Consider the following 15493-nt stretch of genomic DNA (forward strand, 5'->3'; position numbering starts at 1 on the left):
GCACAACGCAGTAAGCCTACGGTCGAGAGGTTGGCGGCTAGGCCTGACGCGGTCTTTCGACTTCGATTCCCACGACACTGTGGAGATATTCGATGGCCCAGGCCGACCCCCCGCTGAAGCGTACGATCAAGAAGCCCCAGTTGCGCCAGATGGTGCCCCTGGCCGACAGCACCATCTGGGAGATGGAGCAGCGCGGCCAGTTTCCGAGACGGTTCCTGCTGACGCCGCGCTGCGTGGTCTGGGATCTCGCCGAGGTCGAGGCCTGGCTCGCGCTTCGCCGGGCCAAGCCGATCCGCAGGGCTCCGCCGCCCGACGTGCGCAAGCGGGTCAGCCGACCGGTCAGAGCCGCGGATCGAAGCGAGGACCGGCCGTCTCCGGGATGACGAGCACGGGCGTGAACGCCCGCCCGCCCTCCCAGGCGTCCACGGCGTTCGACCACTCCTGGGCCATGTGACGGCGCTGGGCCTCGAACTCGGCCTTGTTGTAGACGCCGCGGGACGACCGCTCCTCGTGGGCCAGACATTTCTCGATCCAGTCCGAGTTGAAGCCCATCTCGTGCAGAAGCGTCGAGGCGGTGCGCCGCAGGTCGTGGACCGTGAAGGGCTCCAGCGGCAGGTCCCGCTCGCGCGCCCGCTCGGCGATCGCCGAGGTCACCCGGTTGAAGGTCGCCCGCGACATCGGCGCGTCGGCGTCATAGCGCGAGGGCAGGATGTAACGGGAGTTTCCGGCGCAGGTCTTCAGCGCGATCAGGATGTCGAGCATCTGGGTCGAGAGGTAGACGTTGTGCGGCCGCGACCGCTTCATCCGTTCCTTCGGAATCGACCAGACCGCGTTGGCGAAGTCGACCTCGTCCCAGACGCCATCCTGCAGCTCGCTCTTGCGAACCATGCTCAGCAGGATGAACTTCAGGCCGAGGCGGATCGTCGGCAGGGTCGCCACCTCCCCCAACAGGTTCAGCGCGATCCGGATCTCCGTCGGCGACAGCGACCGGTCGCGCGGCCGGAAGGTGGCGATGGAGGCCGGCCCCACCCCGTCCGCGGGATTGTCGATCTTCTCGCCGTGCAGGATGGCGTAGGCGTAGATCTGTTTGACGATGTCCCGGACGTGGACAGCCGTCGCCGGCGCGCCCCGCTCGACGATCGTCTTGCAGTGGGCGCGAAGATCGTTGGGGGTGATCTCGTTCAGCAGGCGGGTGCGCCATTGAGGCAGGATTTCCCGGTTGAAGATGGATCGCCGCATGTTGCGGGTGCTGTCCGCCATCGGCGCATGATCCATCCATCGGATCGCCACCTGCTCGAACCTCTGGGCCTCCTTCAGCCGGCGCTTGACGCGCTGCTTGTCCAGCGCCGGCGAAACGCCTTCGGCGATCTGGCGCTTCGCTTCGACCAGCTTCTCCCGCGCCCTGGCGAGCGAGAGCCCGGTCGGGCCGTAGGCGCCGAACGTGACCGTCTCGCGCCGCCCGTTGAAGCGGTAGTCGTACTTGAAAGCGATGCCGCCTGTCGGTGTTACGAGGACGTAGAGACCGTCCCTGTCGGTCTTTTTGTAAGGCTTCGTTTTTCCACGTGTATTTCGCAATTCAGCGTCGGTGAGCATGCCGTTTTCACTCCAAAAGACCGTCAGGCGTTTTCGGGACCTTTCGGGATCTTTTTCCTCAGCCAAATCCGCAGCTTGGCTCAGAAAAAAGACCGTCAGGACGCCCTCGGCCCTATGACGGTATGGAGCGGAGTCTCCGCGAGCAATGGCGGCGGGACCGTCGGAGCGACCGACAAAAACGAAAGCAGCCCCTCGAAAGGTATCGAGAGGCTGCGAAAGCATTTATCTTGCAAGTCAGTGATTTAGCGCTATATTTCAAAGCGCCGCCGAAAGACTCCGAAAGCCCTGAATCATTCCCACTCGATGGTGCCGGGGGGCTTGGAGGTCACGTCGTAGACGACGCGGTTGACGCCGCGGACTTCGTTGATGATCCGCGTGGCCGTCTTGGCCAGGATGTCCCAGGGGAATTGGTAGAAGTCGGCGGTCATGCCGTCGGTCGAGGTGACGGCGCGCAGGGCCAGGACCTTTTCATAGGTCCGGGCGTCGCCCATGACGCCGACCGTCTTGACCGGCAGCAGGACGGCGAAGGCCTGCCAGATGTCGTCGTAGAGACCCGCCTTGCGGATTTCGTCCAGATAGATGGCGTCGGCGTCTTGCAGGGTGGCGACCGCCTCAGGCGTGATCTCGCCGGGGATGCGGATGGCCAGGCCCGGCCCCGGGAAGGGGTGGCGTCCGACGAAGGCGTCGGTCAGGCCCAGTTCGCGCCCCAGGGCGCGGACCTCGTCCTTGAACAGTTCGCGCAGCGGCTCGACCAGCTTCAGCTTCATGAAGTCCGGCAGGCCGCCGACATTGTGGTGGCTTTTGATGACCGCCGACGGTCCGCCCGTGGCCGAGACGCTCTCGATCACGTCGGGATAGAGGGTGCCCTGGGCCAGGAACTCGGCGCCTTCGATCTTGGCGGCCTCGCGGTCGAAGATCTCGATGAAGACGCGACCGATGGTCTTGCGCTTGGTCTCCGGGTCCGAAATCCCGGCCAGCTCGCCAAGGAATTCCTTCGACGCATCAACGTGCACCAGCGGGATATTATAGTGCTCACGGAACAGTTCCGTGACCTGCTTGGCCTCATCCTTGCGCAGCAGGCCCGTGTCCACGAAGACGCAGGTCAGCTGATCGCCGATGGCCTCGTGGATCAGGACGGCGGCGACGGAACTGTCGACCCCGCCCGACAGGCCGCAAACCACCTTGGCCGAGCCGACCTGCTCGCGGATCTTGGCGATCTGCTCGTCGCGATAGGCGGCCATGGTCCAGTCGCCAGTCAGGCCGGCGATGCCGTGGGTGAAGTTCTTCAGGATCACGGCGCCGCGCGGGGTGTGCATCACCTCCGGGTGGAACTGCACGCCGTAGATCTTGCGCTCCTCATTGGCGATGGCGGCATAGGGCGCGCCTTCCGAGGTGGCGATGACGTGGAAGCCTTCGGGAATGGCGGTCACGCGGTCGCCGTGACTCATCCACACCGTCTCGCGGTGATCGACGGCGCCGATGCCGGCGAACAGCGGGCTCTCGCGGGTGATCACGATCTCGGCGCGACCGAATTCGCGATGATGGCCGCTCTCGACCTTGCCGCCCAGCTCGGCGCAGATGGTCTGTTCGCCGTAGCAGATGCCCAGAACCGGCACGCCGGCCTCGAACAGGGCGTGGTCAGCCTTGGGGCTGTCGGCGTCGGTCGTCGAGTTGGGGCCGCCCGACAGGATGATGGCCTTGGGCGCCACCGTCTTCAGCGCCTCGCCCGCCTTGTTGAACGGATGAATTTCGCAATAGACGCCGGCTTCGCGCAGGCGGCGCGCGATCAGCTGCGTCACCTGACTGCCGAAATCGACGATGAGAACGGCTTCGTGCGTATGAGGGGCGGTCATGAGGGCTCAGAATCCGAAGCGGGCGTTGATGGGGCGGGTTCTTGACGGGTGAAGACGTCGGGATCAAGTCGCGAAGCCGGGACATCGGCCAAGGCGGCCAACCCTTGCGTCGTCAGCACCTCGGTCAGACGGTCCCAGGCGGCGGCCAGGTTGGCGTCGACGTGATGCAGGGTGGAGGTCCAGTCCTCAAGCTTCGTCAGTTCGCTCTTGCCGTCGCTGACGCCGCGCAGGGCGATCAGAGGCACGCCGAACGTCTGGGCGACGCGCAACAGGGCGAAGGTCTCCATGTCCACCATCTCGGTGTCGATGGCGGCATAGGCGGCGCCCGAAACGACATTGGCGCCGGTCGACAGGGTCGCGGTCGGCACGCCAGGGATGGGGCAAGGCAAAGGCAGGACGGCGGGCAGGTCGAGCAGAGGCGTCTTGCCCTTCTCGAAGCCCAGAGGGCTGGCGTCCATGTCGCGATAGGAAACCGAAGAGGCCTGATAGACCGCCGCGTGCTCTAGGTCGCGTGACCCGCACGAGCCGAGCGACACGATCAGGTCGGGCAGCACGTCTTCGGCTTCCAGCCGCGTCAGCGCCGCCGTCAGGGCAATGGCCGCCTCGACCGGGCCGATGCCGGTCATCAGCGGCGTGATACGCGCCTGAAGGGCGGCGCCGTACTCAGCCGGCGCCGCCATGACGGGCAGGACCGTCAGGCCGTAGATGTCTTCGGAACGCCCCTCGCTCACGCCGTCCGCTCATAGACGGCGGCGAAGAAGCCGTCGGTGCCGGTCGAGGCGGGCGACAGGCGCAGGCGATGGCCCTCGGCCATCGCGCCCAGACGCTCACGCGCCGCATCCGTCAGGTTCGGGCTGTTCAGGGCCTCGGCGATCGGCACGGGGGCGAACTCGGGGTGGTTTTCCTCGAAGGCGGCCGCCGAGGCCTCGTTCTCGCCGCGCAGCATGGAGCAGGTGATGAAGACCAGACGACCGCCCGGCTTCACCAAGGCCGAGGCGCGATCCAGAATCTGGACCTGCAGGGCGTGCATACGTTCGATCTCGGACGGCTTCAGACGCCAGGCGTCCTCGGGACGACGACGCCAGGCGCCGGAACCGCTGCACGGCGCGTCGACCAGAACCACGTCGGCCTGGCGCACCAGGTCCTCGACCCCGCCGCCGTTCTGGCCCAGCAGGCGCAGGTCGGCGTTGACGCCGGCGCGGGCCAGGCGGGGACGGATATTGTCCAGACGCTTCTGCACCACGTCATAGGCGAACAGGCGGATGGTGCTGGTGATCTCGACCGGCTTGGCCTTGGGCTTGGGCTGCGGCGCAGCGTCATCCCCGCCGACGGGCGACCAGGCGGCGACCGGCGCGGCTTCGGCCTGAGCCTTGGGCGCCTTGGTCACGACCGGCTGGCCTTGCATGGCCAGACCCAGGGTCTTGCCGCCGCCGCCGGCGCAATAGTCGACAACGGTCATGCCGGCCTCGACGCCCGCCAGCCAGCAGGCGACCTGACTGCCTTCGTCCTGAATTTCGATATGGCCCTGCTTGAAGATGTCCATCGCCTGAACATCGGGCGCGGGCTCCGCCGCCAGACGCAGACCCCAGGCCGACCAGGGCGTGCGCTGGGGGGCCAGGCCGGCTGCGCGCAGTTCCGCCTCGACCGCCGCGACCGTGGTCTTGGCGCTATTGACCCGCAGGTCGATGGGCGCGCGCGGCGCCATCAGGGCGTGGGCTTCTTCGGTCCAACGGTCGCCGAAAGTGATCTTGAAGTCCTCGACCACGAACTCGGGCAGGCCAGCGGCGACCCAGCCCGGCAGTTCGCCCGGCTCGGCGGTGATGCGGCTGCGCTCCTGCTTGGACAGCGGACGCGGGCCATAGCCGTCGCCGGAATGCAGCCGTTCGATCTCTTCCAGCGGCAGGCCGTCGATCAGCGACAGCGAGCCGATGACCAGAGCGCGGCCGTCTTCACGACCGCCCATGGCCCAGACCAGACGACCGCGGGCGCGGATGACCTTGTAGACGCGGTCGGCGATGGCGCGACGATCTCCGGACCCCGCATAACGGTTGGCGGCGCCCCAGGCCTTCAGCACCACCTCGGCCGGCTGGCGGCTGTGGGCGATGCTGTCGAGGACGGAGGCGGCGGCGGCGAGGCGGGCTGCAGGGGTCAATCGGGTCTCAGATCAGATAAAAAGGGCCGTGATGATCATGATCAGTCCCGCAAGCGAGACCAGCCAGACCAGCGACCGGATGTAGGGCACGCCCAGGGCGTAAAGCGGAATATAGGCGACGCGCGCCCAGAAATAGAGGGCCGTCCCCCACAGGGTCAGGGCGCTCTCTGCACCCGTGACGTGGGCGATCAGAACAGCGCCGATGAAGAGCGGGAGGGTCTCATAAAGATTAGCTTGGGCTCTTTCGAGGCGACCGATGACGGGGTTATGCGATTCCGGCGTCTGATCGCGGGCCCCGGCGTTCCATTTGGAGCCGAACTCCAGCGTCCGCGCCCCGGCCGGCAGGAAGATCTGCACCAGGGCCAGAACCAGCACCGCCGCCAGATAGGTCAGTTCAGTCGTCACGCCTCTGCCCCTTCTCTGGCCAGCACATCTTAACCTCGCTCATCCCGGCGAAGGCCGGCATCCAGATCCACACGCCACGGCCAACTGACTGGAACGCTAATGCCCCCAGAGAACCTTGGCGACGAGTCTTACAATCTGGATCCCGGCCTTCGCCGGGATGAGCGGTTGAGGGAGGACTCTCCCGGAAAACAAGCCCGCTCCCGATCCGAAGACCGGGAACGGATCAGGGGATCAGGGGATCAGCCCTGACGATAGTTCGGCGCCTCACGCGTGATCATCACGTCGTGGACATGGCTTTCGCGCAGGCCCGCATTGGTGATGCGCACGAAACGGGCGCGCTCCTGGAAGTCAGGAATGGTAGCCCCGCCGACATAGCCCATGGAGGCGCGCAGCCCCCCGACCATCTGATGGATGACCGGCGAGATGGGACCCTTGTAAGCGGTCTGGCCCTCGATGCCTTCCGGCACCAGCTTCTCGGACGAGACTTCTTTCTGGAAGTAGCGGTCCGCCGAGCCCGCGCCCATGGCGCCGACCGAGCCCATGCCGCGATACGACTTGTAGCTGCGGCCCTGGTACAGGAAGACCTCGCCCGGCGATTCATCTGTCCCGGCGAACATCGAGCCCATCATCGCGACGCTGGCGCCGGCCGCGATGGCCTTGGCCATGTCACCCGAATACTTGATGCCGCCGTCGGCGATGACCGTGGCGCCCGTGCCCTTGGCGGCGCGAGCGGAGTCCATGATAGCCGTCAGTTGCGGCACGCCCACGCCCGCAACGATGCGGGTGGTGCAGATGCTGCCCGGGCCGATGCCGACCTTCACGGCGTCGGCGCCCGCGTCGATCAGGGCGCGAGTGGCGTCATAGGTGGCGACGTTGCCGGCGATGATCTGCAGGCGGTTGTTCTCGCGCTTGATGCGCTCGACCACCTGGGCCACCGAGGCCGAGTGGCCGTGGGCGGTGTCGATCACCACCACGTCGCAACCCGCGTCGGCCAGAGCCATGGCGCGCTCATAGCCGGCGTCGCCGACGGTCGAGGCGGCGCCGACCAGCAGGCGGCCCTGCTCGTCCTTGGCGGCGTTCGGGAAGGCCTGGGCCTTCTCGATGTCCTTCATGGTGATCAGGCCGATGGCGCGGTTCTGGTCGTCGACGACGATGACGCGTTCGATCTTGCGGGTGCGCAGCAGGTTCCACGCTTCCTCACGACCGGCGCCCTCGCGCACGGTGATCAGGTCGCCCGTGGTCATCAGGGCCGAGGCCTTGATCGACGGATCGCTCTCGAAGCGCATGTCGCGGTGAGTCAGCATCCCGACCAGCTTGCCCGTCGCCGGATCGACCACCGGGAAACCGGTGATCTTCTTGGCGGCGACGATCTGGCGAACCTCGCCCAGGGTCGTGTCGGGCGAAACGGTCACCGGATTGATGACCATGCCGCTTTCATAGCGCTTGACGGTGCGGACCTGTTCGGCCTGCTCCTCGATGGTCATGTTGCGGTGTAGCACGCCCAGGCCGCCGGCCTGGGCCATGGCGATGGCCAGGCGGCTTTCGGTCACTGTGTCCATGGCGGACGACAGCAGCGGGATGTTCAGTTTGATGTTGCGCGTCAGCTGGGTCGAGACATCCGCCATCGCTGGCATGATCTCGGACGGGCCGGGTTCGAGCAAAACATCGTCGAAGGTAAGGCCTTCGCGTATCTCCATAGGGAGTCTCCGTTTTGCGGGCCGCGTATAACGCCCCATGGCATGGAACCGCAACCCCAAGCCGGACCTATGCAAGGAATAAGAGGAATTGCCTTGCACCCCGAGGCGTACAGACCCAAGTATTGCGAATGGTTCGCACATTGATCAGCACCGCCCGACGCCTCGCGCTCAAGGTCGCGAGCTACGGCCTGATGCACCTGATCGTGGCCATCCTGGTCGCCTTCGCCCTGACCCGCGACTGGCGCATCGCCCTGGCCGTCGGCGTGGTCGAGCCCATCTTCCAGACCTTCGCCTATTCTATCCACGACCGGGTCTGGCATCGCATCGAGCAGCGCCGGATGCTGTCAGGCTTCGAGGAGACCGCCGAGGCCGTCACCGCCCGACTGGAGCTCATGAACGCCCATGAGCAGAATCGGGCGCACAATCACCACGGTCATCACGGCCACAGCCACGCCCTGCCCCGCAGCCTGAAACAGGTCGCGCTGAAGACCGTCACCTATGGTCTGATGCACTTCACCGTGGCGGTTCTGGTCGCCTTCGCCCTGACCCGCGACTGGCGCATCGCCCTGGCCATCGGCACGGTCGAGCCCCTTGTGCAGACGGTCTTCTTCACCCTGCATGACCGCATCTGGACGCGCATCGAGGCGAACAAAGCCCGCCGGGCGGCGCAAGCGGCGACAGCCTGATCGTCCGAAACGCCCAGCCTCGTTCAGGGATAGAAGTAGCCCGTATTCGTGCAGCCCGGCCGATGGTCGCCCGCTTGCCGCGACCGGTCCACACACATCGCCGCCAGCAAGCCCAGGCTGGCGGCCGCCCCGCCGTCCGCCAGCCACACGACACGCCCGTCGCGCACACCGACCATGCCAGCGGCGTTCATGCGCGCCAGATTATTGTTCGCCTCTGCGCCCATATCGATCGACAGCACCTCATAGGTCGGGTCTTCGGCATCGACGTAACGACGTACGCCGGGGTTCTGGGCCGCGAAGCGGGCGACGCCGCCGGAAACAGCCTCGCCCAACTTCATTTGCGCGAACAGGGCAGCCCCCCGAACCTGCGCCTCACGGCGCTCCTCGTTCAGAGCCGGCAGACGCCAGGCGAAAGGCAGCAGCGCCAGCCCTTGCAGCACGCCCGTAGCATCTTGTCCGCTTGGGGCGACGATGATCGGCGCTGTTTGGCAGACTCGCTTGACCACGGCCTCGGCGGGCGCCGCCAAATCAGGCCGCCGCTCCAGGAAGCCGTCCAGGTCTGACAGCGGCAGACGGCCGGCCGCGACCGACAGCCAGGGATCGCGGTCGTCCCGCATCAGGCGCCGTGTGTATCGATCGGCGCTTTCGCCCTCGGCGCGCGGCGGCTGCGCGCGCATCGGCGGATTGAGCACTTCGACCACCTTGCCGTCGCGCGCGACCACATAGACGGCGGCCGTGCGCGGATAGGCCCCGGCCCAGGCGTTCGGTCCATAGATCTGCACGGGATCGTCGGCCCGTTCGGGCGGAACCAGCCGGACGTCGCAGACCTCACCGTGGGGCGCGATCGGCGTCAACGCCTGGACCGGATAGACATCGACCCGCCCCCGCGGTCCGATCATGCTGATGGCCGGTGCAGGATCGCGTGTGGCCCCTAGCCGCTTGGCGGCGTCGGAAACGCTCAAGCCGCGCAGATCCGCGACAGGAACAGCCGACGCCCCCTGCCCGCTCGTAGCCCCCGTCAAGATCAAGGCGGCGATCAATTGGGCGATCATGTCCGGCTCCGTCCCGTCGCGGCGGCGCGACCCGCGCTACAACAACACGACGGGGCGGAAAGGCCAATCCTACCGCTTGTTCAGGGCCACCAGGAAGACCTCGGCGCTGCCCTTGCGGCTCGATTCCGGCTTCACGTACTTCACCGTCTCGAACTCCTCGCGCAGCCGCGTCAGAACCCCGCCGGCGTCGCCGCCCTGGAAGTTCTTGGAGACGAAATTGCCGCCGGGCTTCAGCGTGCGAATGGCGAAGTCGGCGGCGATCTCGATCAGGGCGATGATTTTCAGGTGGTCCGTCTTGCGGTGGCCGACCGTGTTGTGCGCCATGTCCGACAGCACCAGGTCCGGTCGCCCGCCGATGGCGTCGATCAGCTGCTGGTCCACGCCCGGATGGGTGAAGTCGGCTTGAATCAGGGTCGCGCCGGGAATGGGCTCGATCATCAGCAGGTCCACGCCCGCCACCGCCGACGCTCCACGATCCAGAGCCACCTGAATCCAGCCGCCGGGCGCCGCGCCCAGGTCGATGACCCGCGAGCCCTTCTTGATCAGGCGGAAACGGTCGTCGATCTCCAGCAGTTTGAAGGCCGCCCGGCTGCGCCAGCCCTCGGCGCGTGCGCGCTCGGACCATTTGTCGGCCAGCTGGCGCTTGATCCACTGCTGACTCGACATGGATTTGGTGTCGGCCGTCTTCATTTTCTGGCCCAGGCCGCGCCCGGCGGCGGTGCCGCCCGTGGGCGGGCGAACCATCCGGCGGCGTTCCGGCGGCTTCTCGGTGGGCTTTTCGTCGTCAGTCATGCTTCCCACATAGCCGTGACAGCGTTCAGCCGCTATGACCCGCGCACAATTCTGACCCGCACACCCCCAAGGAGAGCCTGATGGCCGACCAAACCCTGACCTTCACCCTCGACACCGGCGACGGCGAAGAACGCAACGTCGTGATCAAGCTGCGCGACGACCTGGCCCCCGGCCACGTCGCCCGCATCACCGAGCTGGCCTCGGAAGGCTTCTACGACGGCGTCGTCTTCCACCGCGTCATCCCGGGCTTCATGGCCCAGGGCGGCGACCCGACCGGCACCGGCACCTCGGGCTCCAAGAAGCCGAACCTGAAGGCCGAGTTCTCGAAGGAACCGCACGTCCGCGGCGTCTGCTCGATGGCCCGCACCTCGGATCCCAACAGCGCCAACTCGCAGTTCTTCATCTGCTTCGACGACGCCCGCTTCCTGGACAACCAGTACACCGTCTGGGGCGAAGTCATCGAAGGCATGGAACACGTTGACGCCCTGCCCAAGGGCGAGCCGCCCCGCGCGCCGGGCAAGATCGTCAAGGCGACCGTCGCCTAAGGATCGGTATCAGCGGCGGGGGATCAGTCCCCCGCCCACCACCGCATCGACACGTTGTTGAAGGTCCGGTTTCCGACCTTGAGCGTCCCCGTCAGGACGACGCCCTGATCTCCCAGATTGCGCCGCGCCGTCGCCAGCGCGCCCTGGTCGAGCTTTCCATCGAACGACACCGCGCCCAGGCCGCCCGACAGGGTCTGCACCCGCACCCGCGCCTCGGCCACGTCATAGGCCGCCGGGATCAGACGCAGCCGACGCCGGTTTCCGTTCTCCAGCGGCGGGCCGACCATGTCCTCGAACTCGATCATCACCGGCGCAAAGCCCGCCGGCCGCTGACCGCCTTCCCAGGCGATGAAGTCCGGGACCTGCCCCATGAAGACGTGGTGCAGCCGCCAGTTGTCGATCCGCACCTCTTCGGTCGGCAGATAATAGCCGGACACGTCCTCGGGCAGATCATGCTTGAAGGCCGCGGCCTTCGCCGCCGCCGCGGGCTCGGGCGTCTTCGCCCCGCGATCGCAGGCCGCCAGCGCCAAAGCGCCGGTCAGCACCGCAACGGTTACAAAGCCAACGCGTCTCACGGCAGGTGGATCAGCGCGGCCAGCCAGCCGATGTTCTGCAACTTCTCGACCGACTCGAACAACGGCACGGCCAGCAGGAAAACCAGACCGTCGCGCAGCGTGGTCAGGAAGAACTGCGGCTTGACCTCCAACATCCCCTCGTCACGCCACTTGGAGAAGTCGGGCCAGAAACGCGGCGTGCGGGCGCAATAGACGGCATAGGTCGGGCCGAACGCCTCCGACAACCAGGCCTCCTCGCGCTTCACCGTGGCGTAGAAAACGGCGACAGTCAGGATAAGGAACAGGGTCGCCAGCGTCAGGCTGCCCGTCTGGGCGCCCACGCCGAACGCACCCATGAAGCTGAAAATATACAGCGGGTTCCGGCTGATCGAATAGGGGCCGCGATTGACGATCTCGGCCTTCTTGCGCCCGCCAATATAGAGCGAGCACCAGGCCCGCCCGACGATGCAGATGACGATCAGGCCCAGGCCGACGGCCTCAAGCCCCTCATGCAGGCTGCCGTCGCCCCAACTGGACCGGGTCACGAAGGCCAGGCCGACGACGGCGATCAAACCGATCAGAAGGGCGATCTTGCGAACCTTCTGGACCTTCTGCAGGTCAAACCCTTGCACTGCCGACATGGCGTCTCTCTTCCCCCCGGAAATGACGCCAGGGACGGAACGCCTGATCAGGGTTCAGTGCAAGCGCTATGTTTGCGAACGTTTTGCGTCAGGCCGCCCTACTGATCCAGCCACTGATCCAGGGCGCGGAACCCTTCGATGGCCAGTTCCGTCGAGGACTGAAAAGTGGCCGGGACCACCTTCTCGAAGTCGTCACTCGGACGGTGATAATCCGGGTGATAGTTCACACCGAAATAGAGGAAGGGCAGACCGGCGCGGTGGAAGGCGGCGTGGTCCGACGCCTCGACCCAGTTGTCGGCGCCCTTGTCCTCGGGCGTGTCCTTGCCAAAGGCCAGCGACACGGTCCCGCGCGGCGCGATCCGCTCCAGCAACGGGCGGAAATAGGGATGCTGATAGGTCCCCGTGACCCACAACTTGCCGTCGGTATCGGCCCGCGCGGTCATGTCGAAATTCAGATTCATCGAGATCGACGACAGCGGCACCGGCGGCGCCTCGACGAAATGCTTGGCGCCCAGCAGACTGCGCTCCTCCCCGTCCAAGGCGACGATCAGAACGCTGTGCTCCGGCGGATTGGCCTTCAGCCGTTTGGCGAGCTCCAGCATGGTGGCCACGCCCGAGGCGTTGTCGTCCGCGCCGTTGAAGACCTGACCGTCGTTGACCCCGACGTGGTCATAGTGGGCCGTCACCACAATGTACTTGTCCGATACGCGCGTGCCGGGGATGACGCCGATGATGTTGACGCCATTGAAGGTCTTGACCCCCTCGCGCGTACGCCCCTGCATCTCCCACGGCTGCAGCCGCCCCATCGGCGAGGGCTGGACCCCCAGGGCCTCCAATCGGCCAACGATGTATTCGCGGGCCTTGGCCCCGCCTTCCGACCCGGTGTCGCGGCCCTGCATGTCGTCCGCCGACAGGATGCGAAGGTCGTCCTTCAACTGAGTGTAGTCGGCGGGCGAAGCCGCAGCAGGCGGGGTCGCGCTCGCGGTCGGCGTCGTGGTCTCACAGGCGGCCAGCGTCAGGGCGGCGGCGATGGCGGTCAGGCTGGCGAGAACGGGACGCATGGAGGACTCCGGGCAAATCAGTCGGCGGGACGCTAGCGGGCGTCGCGCCCTGCGTCAGATTACGATTCTGTCATGGGCGCTGCGATCCCGCCGCCGCTGGTGCTAAACAGCGCGACTGATGAAGGCTGACCGCGCGATTCCCATGTCCCAAACTCCCGTCGAAACCCTGACCGAAGACCAGGCCCGCGAGGAGTTGGCGCAGCTGTCGGCCGAACTGGCCCGCCACGACGCCCTCTACTACGCCGACGCCGCGCCCGAGATTTCCGACGCCGACTACGACGACCTGAAGCGCCGCGCCCTGGCCATAGAGACCGCCTTCCCGGCCCTGACCAGCCCCGTTTCCCCGTCACAGCGCGTCGGCGCCCCCGTCTCCAGCCAGTTCACCGAGGTCCGCCACGGCGTGCCCATGCTGTCGCTGGACAACGCTTTCGACGAGGGCGAGGTGCGCGACTTCGTCGCCCGCATCGCCCGCTTCCTGAAGCTGCCGGGCGACGAACCCATCGCCTTCGTCGCCGAGCCCAAGATCGACGGCCTGTCTGCCAGCCTGCGCTACGAAAAGGGCGTTCTAGTCCAGGGCGCCACGCGCGGCGACGGCAAGACCGGCGAGGACGTGACCGCCAACCTGCGCACGCTCGACAGCATCCCCCAGACCCTGACCGGCTCGGGCTGGCCCGACGTCATCGAAATCCGGGGCGAGGTCTATGCCCCGAACGACGCCTTTGACGCCTTCAACGCCGCCGCCGAGGCCGAGGGCCGCCGCACCTACGCCAACCCGCGCAACTTCGCCGCTGGTTCGCTGCGTCAGAAGGACCCGAAGATCACGGCCAAGCGCCCCCTGACCTTCTTCGCCTACGCCTGGGGCGAGACCTCGGCGCCGTTCGCGGAAACCCAGCACGGCGCGCTGGAGGCCTTCCGCAGCTGGGGCTTTCAGGTCAACGAGCGCTCAACCCGCGTCGAGGGCGCAGAGGGCCTGATCGCCGTCTATCGCGGACTGGAAACCGACCGCGCCCGTCTCGGCTACGACATTGACGGCGTGGTCTATAAGGTCGACCGGCTGGACTGGCAGCAGCGCCTCGGCTTCATCGCCCGCAGCCCTCGCTGGGCCGTCGCCCACAAGTTCCCTGCTCAACAGGCCACGACCGTTCTGGAAGGCATCGACATTCAGGTCGGCCGCACCGGCTCCCTGACCCCCGTCGCCCGCCTGCACCCTGTCACCGTCGGCGGCGTCGTGGTGCGCAACGCCACCCTGCACAACGAAGACGAGATCGCCCGCAAGGACGTGCGCATCGGCGACACGGTCATCCTGCAACGCGCCGGCGACGTCATCCCGCAGATCGTCGGGGTGGTCGAAAACCTGCGTCCCGCCGACGCCGTACCCTTCCAGTTTCCCCACGTCTGCCCCGTCTGCGGCTCGGAGGCGGTGCGCGAAGGCGACGAGGTCAAACGCCGCTGCACCGGCGGCCTGATCTGCGACGCCCAGATCGTCGAGCGCTTAAAGCACTTTGTCAGCCGCCGCGCCTTCGACATTGAAGGGCTTGGCGAAAAGCAGCTGATCGCCTTCCACGCGCGCGGCTGGATCAAGGAGCCGGCGGACATCTTCCGCCTCGCTCGCGACGAGGAAAAGCTGGCCCTGCTGCGCCATGAGGACGGCTATGGCGAGACCAGCGTCGGCAACCTGATCGCCGGGATCAACGCCCGCCGCACCATCAGCCTCGACCGCCTGATCTTCGGCCTGGGCGTGCCCGACATCGGCGAACAGACCTCGCTGGTCCTCTCGCGCGCCTTCGGCAGCTGGACCGCCTTCCGCGACGCCTGCATGGCCGCCGCCAACGGTCTGGCCAGCGACGACTGGAAGCGGCTGGCCGCAACCCACGCCATCTCCACCCGGGTCCTGACCCTGATGGCCGAGGCGAACCCGCCCGCCGACGATCCCTGGCCCGAGGCGCCGATGGATCAGAAGATCGCCCTCGCCTTCCCCGGCATGGCCGCCCCGGCCCGCCGTTCGCTGGCCGAAATCTCCGGCGGCTGGGCCGACCTGACCCGCTGGGCCGCCGTGGCGCGCACCGAAGGCCCGTCCGACATCCTGAACCAGATCGCGGGCGTTTCCGGCGTCGGTCCCGTCGCCGCCGAGGCCCTGGCCCACTTCTTCCACGAGCCACACAACCAGGCCGTCATGGACGCCCTGCTCGCCGAATTGGACGCGGTCGAAGACGTCGCCGCCCCCACGACCGACAGCCCCGTGGCGGGCAAGACCGTGGTCTTCACCGGCTCGCTGGAACGCTTCACCCGCGACGAGGCCAAGGCCCGCGCCGAAAGCCTGGGGGCCAAGGTCTCGGGTTCGGTGTCGAAAAAGACCGACTATGTCGTCGCCGGCCCCGGCGCCGGGTCCAAGCTGAAGGACGCCGAGAAACACGGCGTCGCCGTCCTGACCGAGGACGAATGGCTGGCCCTCATCGCCTGAA

General features: G+C 66.9%; 15 protein-coding genes. 4 read left to right on the forward strand and 11 right to left on the reverse strand.

Going from position 1 to position 15493, the window contains the following annotated elements; genetic code table 11:
• Nucleotides 1–92: 92 nt before the first annotated feature.
• Nucleotides 93–383: an AlpA family transcriptional regulator gene (locus tag HNP51_RS16155; protein WP_184272719.1), complete on the forward strand. Its 291-nt coding sequence runs from the start codon at nt 93–95 to the stop codon at nt 381–383.
• Here the strand turns inward: HNP51_RS16155 and HNP51_RS16160 are convergent.
• From HNP51_RS16160 to guaB, 6 genes are all read right to left on the reverse strand, one after another.
• Nucleotides 340–1593 (reverse strand): site-specific integrase, encoded by a 1254-nt coding sequence (locus HNP51_RS16160; RefSeq protein ID WP_184272716.1) that lies wholly within the window; start codon nt 1591–1593, stop codon nt 340–342. The two genes, HNP51_RS16155 and HNP51_RS16160, sit on opposite strands and share 44 nt — an antisense overlap.
• 290 nt (nt 1594–1883) lie before the next feature.
• Entirely contained in the window at nt 1884–3446 is a 1563-nt protein-coding gene (gene guaA, locus HNP51_RS16165; RefSeq protein WP_184272711.1) for a glutamine-hydrolyzing GMP synthase, read from the reverse strand.
• Nucleotides 3443–4177, reverse strand: a complete 735-nt coding sequence (locus HNP51_RS16170; RefSeq protein ID WP_311769964.1) for a 5'-methylthioadenosine/S-adenosylhomocysteine nucleosidase — start codon at nt 4175–4177, stop codon at nt 3443–3445. Before HNP51_RS16170 ends, guaA begins: the two co-directional genes overlap by 4 nt.
• Nucleotides 4174–5598 carry an RsmB/NOP family class I SAM-dependent RNA methyltransferase gene (locus tag HNP51_RS16175; RefSeq protein ID WP_184272708.1) on the reverse strand — a complete coding sequence of 475 codons (1425 nt, stop codon included), beginning with the start codon at nt 5596–5598 and terminating at the stop codon, nt 4174–4176. The genes HNP51_RS16170 and HNP51_RS16175 overlap by 4 nt, the downstream gene beginning before the upstream one ends.
• A gap of 12 nt (nt 5599–5610) precedes the next feature.
• Nucleotides 5611–6003 carry an MAPEG family protein gene (locus HNP51_RS16180; RefSeq protein WP_184272696.1) on the reverse strand — a complete coding sequence of 131 codons (393 nt, stop codon included), beginning with the start codon at nt 6001–6003 and terminating at the stop codon, nt 5611–5613.
• A 239-nt stretch (nt 6004–6242) separates the two neighbouring features.
• Nucleotides 6243–7700 carry an IMP dehydrogenase gene (guaB, locus tag HNP51_RS16185; protein ID WP_184272693.1) on the reverse strand — a complete coding sequence of 486 codons (1458 nt, stop codon included), beginning with the start codon at nt 7698–7700 and terminating at the stop codon, nt 6243–6245.
• Nucleotides 7701–7828: 128 nt separating this feature from the next.
• On the opposite strand from guaB, the gene HNP51_RS16190 reads away from it, so the two are divergent.
• Entirely contained in the window at nt 7829–8386 is a 558-nt protein-coding gene (locus tag HNP51_RS16190; protein WP_184272690.1) for a DUF2061 domain-containing protein, read from the forward strand.
• Between the two features lie 23 nt (nt 8387–8409).
• On the opposite strand, the gene HNP51_RS16195 is transcribed toward HNP51_RS16190, so the two are convergent.
• Both HNP51_RS16195 and HNP51_RS16200 read right to left on the reverse strand, forming a co-directional pair.
• The gene (locus HNP51_RS16195) at nt 8410–9438 is read right to left on the reverse strand and encodes a hypothetical protein (RefSeq protein WP_184272687.1); all 1029 of its coding nucleotides are present in this window, start codon (nt 9436–9438) and stop codon (nt 8410–8412) included.
• Between the two features lie 69 nt (nt 9439–9507).
• Complete coding sequence (locus tag HNP51_RS16200; protein ID WP_178824784.1) at nt 9508–10230, reverse strand: RlmE family RNA methyltransferase; 723 nt, start codon at nt 10228–10230, stop codon at nt 9508–9510.
• 80 nt (nt 10231–10310) lie between these two features.
• Between HNP51_RS16200 and HNP51_RS16205 the strand changes: the two genes are divergently transcribed.
• Nucleotides 10311–10775 carry a peptidylprolyl isomerase gene (locus HNP51_RS16205; protein WP_114816401.1) on the forward strand — a complete coding sequence of 155 codons (465 nt, stop codon included), beginning with the start codon at nt 10311–10313 and terminating at the stop codon, nt 10773–10775.
• A gap of 23 nt (nt 10776–10798) precedes the next feature.
• Here the strand turns inward: HNP51_RS16205 and HNP51_RS16210 are convergent, their stop codons facing one another.
• The 3 genes from HNP51_RS16210 to HNP51_RS16220 form a co-directional block, all read right to left on the reverse strand.
• Entirely contained in the window at nt 10799–11350 is a 552-nt protein-coding gene (locus HNP51_RS16210) for a hypothetical protein (RefSeq protein WP_184272684.1), read from the reverse strand.
• A complete protein-coding gene (locus HNP51_RS16215; protein ID WP_184272680.1) occupies nt 11347–11970 on the reverse strand; it encodes an isoprenylcysteine carboxylmethyltransferase family protein in 624 nt (207 codons plus the stop codon). Before HNP51_RS16215 ends, HNP51_RS16210 begins: the two co-directional genes overlap by 4 nt.
• A 98-nt stretch (nt 11971–12068) precedes the next feature.
• Nucleotides 12069–13031 carry a M28 family peptidase gene (locus HNP51_RS16220; protein WP_184272677.1) on the reverse strand — a complete coding sequence of 321 codons (963 nt, stop codon included), beginning with the start codon at nt 13029–13031 and terminating at the stop codon, nt 12069–12071.
• Nucleotides 13032–13173: 142 nt separating this feature from the next.
• Here HNP51_RS16220 and ligA point away from each other — a divergent pair, with 142 nt between their 5' ends.
• Nucleotides 13174–15492, forward strand: a complete 2319-nt coding sequence (gene ligA, locus HNP51_RS16225) for an NAD-dependent DNA ligase LigA (protein WP_184272674.1) — start codon at nt 13174–13176, stop codon at nt 15490–15492.
• Nucleotide 15493 lies beyond the last annotated feature (1 nt).

The organism is Brevundimonas bullata, from assembly GCF_014207965.1.
In the GTDB taxonomy this organism is placed as follows: domain Bacteria; phylum Pseudomonadota; class Alphaproteobacteria; order Caulobacterales; family Caulobacteraceae; genus Brevundimonas; species Brevundimonas bullata_A.